Origin of the sequence: Mesorhizobium sp. M7A.F.Ca.US.006.04.2.1 (assembly GCF_004022915.1) — a bacterium.
Taxonomy (GTDB): Bacteria; Pseudomonadota; Alphaproteobacteria; order Rhizobiales; family Rhizobiaceae; genus Mesorhizobium; species Mesorhizobium ciceri.
In genome coordinates this window covers 1-5,263 of sequence record NZ_RZQA01000447.1, presented here as the reverse complement: position 1 = coordinate 5,263, position 5,263 = coordinate 1, and the positions used below count along the sequence as shown (strand labels likewise).

The 5,263-nt window shown below is 64.6% G+C and carries 3 protein-coding genes; all 3 read left to right on the top strand.

Annotated features, from left to right (window positions below; translation table 11 throughout):
* The first annotated feature begins 337 nt into the window (after positions 1–337).
* The 3 genes from EN925_RS22110 to EN925_RS22100 all read left to right on the top strand — a co-directional run bounded on the left by EN925_RS22110 (position 338) and on the right by EN925_RS22100 (position 4,977).
* Positions 338–2,878: a GumC family protein gene (locus EN925_RS22110; RefSeq protein ID WP_127384762.1), complete on the top strand. Its 2,541-nt coding sequence runs from the start codon at positions 338–340 to the stop codon at positions 2,876–2,878.
* Positions 2,879–3,058: 180 nt separating this feature from the next.
* The gene (gene folD, locus EN925_RS22105) at positions 3,059–3,958 is read left to right on the top strand and encodes a bifunctional methylenetetrahydrofolate dehydrogenase/methenyltetrahydrofolate cyclohydrolase FolD (RefSeq protein WP_013530231.1); all 900 of its coding nucleotides are present in this window, start codon (positions 3,059–3,061) and stop codon (positions 3,956–3,958) included.
* A gap of 56 nt (positions 3,959–4,014) precedes the next feature.
* Complete coding sequence (locus EN925_RS22100) at positions 4,015–4,977, top strand: GlxA family transcriptional regulator (protein ID WP_013530232.1); 963 nt, start codon at positions 4,015–4,017, stop codon at positions 4,975–4,977.
* Positions 4,978–5,263: the final 286 nt, after the last annotated feature.

Below are 5,263 nucleotides of genomic sequence, written 5' to 3'. Positions count from 1 at the left end.
CACCGGCACCGCTGATCGCTGAGAAATAGTCGCGAAGCAGCCCCCGTCGTTCGGCCAAAAAGCTGCCGATCCGGGCGAGGGGCCGCCTTTGCGGCCGGGCGAGGGGCCGCCTTTGCGGTATGTCACTGGCCTGCGTCATGTCTCAAGGAGAGCCTAGGCCGGAAAACTTAACGTGCCGTTCTGGCGGCTGGGCTTGTGTCGAAAATAGATGCAACCGAAACGAGAAACCGACGCTTCGGCGCGGGAAAATTAACCTTTTGTTTTCCATGCCTGTTTAGCGTGGCTTAACGAATGGCCAATCTCCGTTCGCAGGTCGCCAAGGGTAAAGTTCCAGACGATGGTCGACAGGGAAAACCGCGAAGACTGGAAGCGCGAGCGCTCGTTGCTGGCGCTGGGCCAGGCTGTGCGTGGCGACGAACCCGACGCGTCGCTGGTCTCGATCGGCGACCGGGCAGACCCGTCATGGCGCGAGGACGCCGCCACGCGTCATCGCCTCGCCCGCTCGCAGCGCGAGGCGCGCAACCCGAAACTGTCGGATCCGGTCGCGGCCGACGGGGATCGTGAGCAAGCGTACCGCGCGCAAACCTCGCCGCGGACACAGCCTAGTGCCGCCGAAACCGCTGGCGCTCGTCGCGCCGATCATACATCGGAACCTTACGCTGCAGGCGACGCATCGTTATCCCGAAACGACGGCACGGACAGCCAGCAGTGGAAGCCGCTGATCGATCCGATGCAGGTGGTGCGCGGTGTCGGCAAGTCGAAGCTGCTGATCGTGACGACGACACTGCTGGGCGCCGCGCTCGGCGTCACCATCGCGCTGTCGACGCCGAAGAAATATGAGGCCACCACCGAACTGATCGTCGACCCGCGCGACCTGAAGCTCACCGATCGGGACCTCACCCAGTCGGTCGTCGCTTCCGACGCCACGCTGGCCATCGTCGAGAACCAGGTCCGGGTGCTGACATCAGGCACTGTTCTCAACAAGGTCGTCGACAAGCTCAATCTGGTCAATGATCCGGAATTCAATGGGCAAGGCAGCGGCGGCCTCAGTGTCATGTCGCTCATTCGCTCCGTCCTGTCCCGCAATGATGGGCCGGGGGGTGTCGACGACAGCCGTCGCCGCGCGCTTGCTGTCGGCAATCTGGCTGAGAGCCTTTCGGTCGAGCGCGGCGGCAAGACCTTCGTCATCACCGTCAGCGCCACCACGCAGAATGGCGAGAAATCAGCGCTCATCGCCAACACGATGACGGATGTCTTCCTGCAGACTTTCGGCCAGATACAGTCGGACACCGCAGGCCGCGCCACCGACGAACTGACGGCCAGGCTCGACGAGTTGCGCAAGGGCGTCGAGGCAGCCGAGCGCAAGGTCGAGGATTTCAGGGCCACGCACGATCTCGTTGACGCGCAGGGCCATCTCATCAGCGACGACGAGATGCTGAAACTCAACGAGCAGCTGTCGGTCGCGCGCGCCCGGACCCTGGAACTCAACGCCCGGGCGGCCTCGGCGCGTTCGGTCGACGTCAATTCGGTTCTCACCGGTACCTTGCCGGAGGAGATCAACTCCAACACGATGAGCGATCTGCGTTCGCAATATGCGTCGCTCAAGCAGGAAGCTGACCGCGCCGCCATCCGGCTCGGCCCGCGTCACCCCGAACTCCAGGCGATCAATGCCCAGATTGCCGGCGCACGCGACCGCATCGCCTCGGAGCTGCGCCGCATCGGCTCGTCGCTGCAGGTCGACCTCAAGCGCGCCGTCCAGCTCGAACAGGATCTCGCCTCTCGCCTGGCGCAGCTGAAGGTCCGCAGCGGCGACGTCAACAGCGACCTCGTGTCGATGCGCGAACTGGAGCGCGAGGCGACCGCCAAGCGTTCCGTCTACGAACAGTACCTGCTGCGCGCCAAGGAGACCGGCGAGCAGAAGGACATCAACACCGCCAACATCAATGTGATCTCGAAGGCCTTCGCGCCGCTCGAGCCGAACGGGCCGTCGCGGGTCGTGGTCGCGCTCGCCGGCCTGTTGCTGGGTTTCGCCTCCGGCATTGGCCTCGGAGCCATGCGTGGCGCCTATGAGAGCCTGCGTGACACCGCCAATTCGCGCTCGCGTCGCGACCATGGCGCGGACGAACGCCGGACGCCTTACGAAGACAAGGCATATCGGGCAGCGCCGCCGCCGGCGCCGCCATTACCACCAGCGCCGCAGCCATCGACACCCCCGCCTGCATCACCACCGCCGGCCGTGCCACCGCCTGTCCAGCAAGCCGAGGCCTCGCCGGCAGAAGGTCCCGGCCGGATCGGTGCCTTGCTGTCGAGGCTGCACAAGTCCGTCTCCCGCAGGCCATCCCGGGAGGAGCCGTTCGATACCGTCGAATGGGCCTCTGCCGAAAACGGGGAGCCAACGCAGGATCCGCAATACCGCGCCTATCCCCGGCCGGCGCCGGCCTTCGAGCCCCGGCAGGCGGCCGCGACAGCATACCCGGCACCACCTTTCCAGCCCGGCGGCCATCCGCAGCAGACGGCGCAGCCGCCACTGCCGCCTCCCATGATGACGCAGCGGCCATATTCCGGGCCGCAGCTCTATCCCTACGCGCAGCCATTAGGCTACGCGCAGCAGCCGGGCTATCCCTATCCGCAATCGATGCCGGCCGCCAATGCCGGGCAGCAGTCCGATCCGGCTCAGCCCGCTTCCGAGTCCTATCCACAGCCGCCCGTCGCGCAGCAGCAGGCGCCTCAGCCTCATCAGCGATCGGCGGAGCCGTCGCAGGCCGTGGAGGATGCCGAGCAGCAAGCGCCAATCGAGGAAATCCGCGCCAGCCTGCGCGAATTCCGCGAAGCGGTTCGCGAACTGACCGAGAGCCGCACGCGCCGCCGCTACTTCTGAGCCACAAAAATCTGCGCGGTGCCGTACAAAAACATGCCGGTTTCGCGTAAACGGCATGGGACGGCGCTTTGGCGGGATTGCATGTTGGATTTTTCGTGAAGATGCCACGCTGTGAAAGATCGAAAAGCGCGTCGCTTCCGGAAGCGACGCGCTTGGGCATTCTGGTGTTGAGGGTGGTCCATGGCTGAAGTGATTGATGGCAAGAGCGTTGCCGGGGACGTTGTGGGGACGGTCAAGACCCTGACGGCTGAACTTGTCGCCAAGGGCAAGGCCAAGCCCGGTCTTGCCGTGGTCATCGTCGGCGAGGATCCGGCCAGTCAGGTCTATGTCGCGTCCAAGTCGCGCACCGCCAAGGAATGCGGCTTTCATTCCGTCCAGCATACGCTGCCGGCCGAAACCTCCGAAGAGGCATTGCTGAAGATCATCGGCGACCTCAACGCCGATCCGGCCATCAATGGCATCCTCGTGCAGCTTCCTCTGCCGGCCCACATTGACGCCGGCAAGATCATCCAGACCATCGCGCCGGAAAAGGATGTCGACGGCTTCCACTTCATCAATGTCGGCAAGCTCGGCACCGGTGAACTCGAAACAGCGTTCGTGCCTTGCACGCCGGCCGGCTCGATGCTTCTGATCGAGCGGGTGCGCGGCAAGGACCTGTCCGGCCTCAACGCCGTCGTCGTCGGCCGCTCCAACATCGTCGGCAAGCCGATGGCCAACCTGCTGCTTGCCGCCAACTGCACCGTCACCATCGCCCACAGCCGCACCAGGGATCTGCCGGCCTTGGCCCGCACCGCCGATATCCTTGTCGCGGCCGTCGGCAGGCCGGAGATGATCAGGGGTGATTGGGTGAAGCCAGGCGCCACCGTCATCGATGTCGGCATCAACCGCATCCCGGCGCCGGAAAAGGGCGAGGGCAAGTCCCGCCTCGTCGGCGATGTCGCCTATGCCGAAGCGGCCAGGGCCGCCAGCGCCATCACACCGGTGCCCGGCGGTGTCGGCCCCATGACCATTGCCATGCTGATGGCCAATACGTTAGCCTCCGCCTACCTTGCGGCCGGATTGAAACGGCCGTCCTTCTGACCCGCCAGAAAGCTGCAGCTTTGCCGAACCCCAGTGTTCCCTCAGAACGGCCGGTCATGACTGACCCCGTTCAAGGCGGCCGGCAGTTCGCATTCCTGCTGGTAGACAAGTTCTCCATGTTCTCGCTGGCTGCCGCGATCGATACGTTCCGGTCGGCGAACCGGTTGCTTGGCCGCGACTTCTACGGTTGGACCACGGTGTCGGCCGATGGCGATCCGGTGATGGCTTCCAATGGCCTGCCGCTCAAGATCGACTACGCCGTTGCCGACCTGCCGCCGGTCGATATCCTTTTCGTCTCGGTCGGGCTGACGACCGAATTCCCCGGCAAGAGCAAGGTGCTGGCGGCTTTGCGAAGCTGGGGCCGGCGCGGCAATGCGCTGGGTGCCCTGTCGGTCGGGTCCTACCTGCTGGCCGAGGCCGGCCAGCTCGAAGGCTATCGCTGCACCATCCATTGGGAAAACCGTGCCGGCTTCGTCGAGCGATTCCCCGACATCAACTGCACTGGCAACGTCTTCGAGATCGATCGCAAGCGCTACACCTGTGCCGGCGGCACCACTTCGATCGACCTGATGCTGGAGATCGTGCGCGGCGATTTCGGCTCGAACCTCGCCAATGGCGTCGCCAACCAGTTCCAGCACGAACGCATCCGCTCGGCCGGCGACCGTCAGCGCGTCGGACCCGAACGCGACCTGACCGGCAAGTCGGAGAAGCTCAGGCGCATCGTCGAACTGATGGCCGACCACCTCGACGAGCCGCTTTCGGCGGTACAGCTGGCCAAATCCGCCGGCCTTTCGGTGCGCCAGGTCGAGCGCCTGTTCCTGCGCCATCTCAGCGTCACGCCCGGCCGCTATTACATGCGGCTGCGGCTGGAGCGGGCGCGCGAACTGCTGCGCCAGACCAACATGCCGATCCTCGACGTGGCGATCGCGACGGGCTTCACCTCGCATTCCTACTTCGCCCAGAGCTATCGGCTGCAATTCGGCAGGCCGCCTTCGGAAGAACGCCGCACGACTTACTAAGCTGGTTTTCGTTTTCGTTGAGAGTTCGGCATTCGGCCCCGCGCATCGGGCCAGGGCTATGAATTCGGGTTAATGGGTTCTTTCGGAGCCTTCGCCGCGCGTAGGTTGACGGGTGCATCAAACGAAAAACCCGCCTATTGCGGCGGGTCACCGGCGCAAATCAGCACCATAGCCAAATATGTACCTTAGCTGAGGTCAGGGTGTCAAGAAAAAATTCCTATTGCCGGGGAAAAGGCGGCGGACCCCGCCGAACTGGCCGCCGTCAGGACTTTTGTTAAGCTGGGTC

Excerpts from the sequence above, each read along its gene's own strand:
- EN925_RS22110 (WP_127384762.1), top strand. The coding sequence starts at position 338 with ATGGTCGACAGGGAAAACCGCGAAGACTGGAAGCGCGAGCGCTCGTTG.
- folD (WP_013530231.1), top strand. The coding sequence starts at position 3,059 with ATGGCTGAAGTGATTGATGGCAAGAGCGTTGCCGGGGACGTTGTGGGG.
- EN925_RS22100 (WP_013530232.1), top strand. The coding sequence starts at position 4,015 with ATGACTGACCCCGTTCAAGGCGGCCGGCAGTTCGCATTCCTGCTGGTA.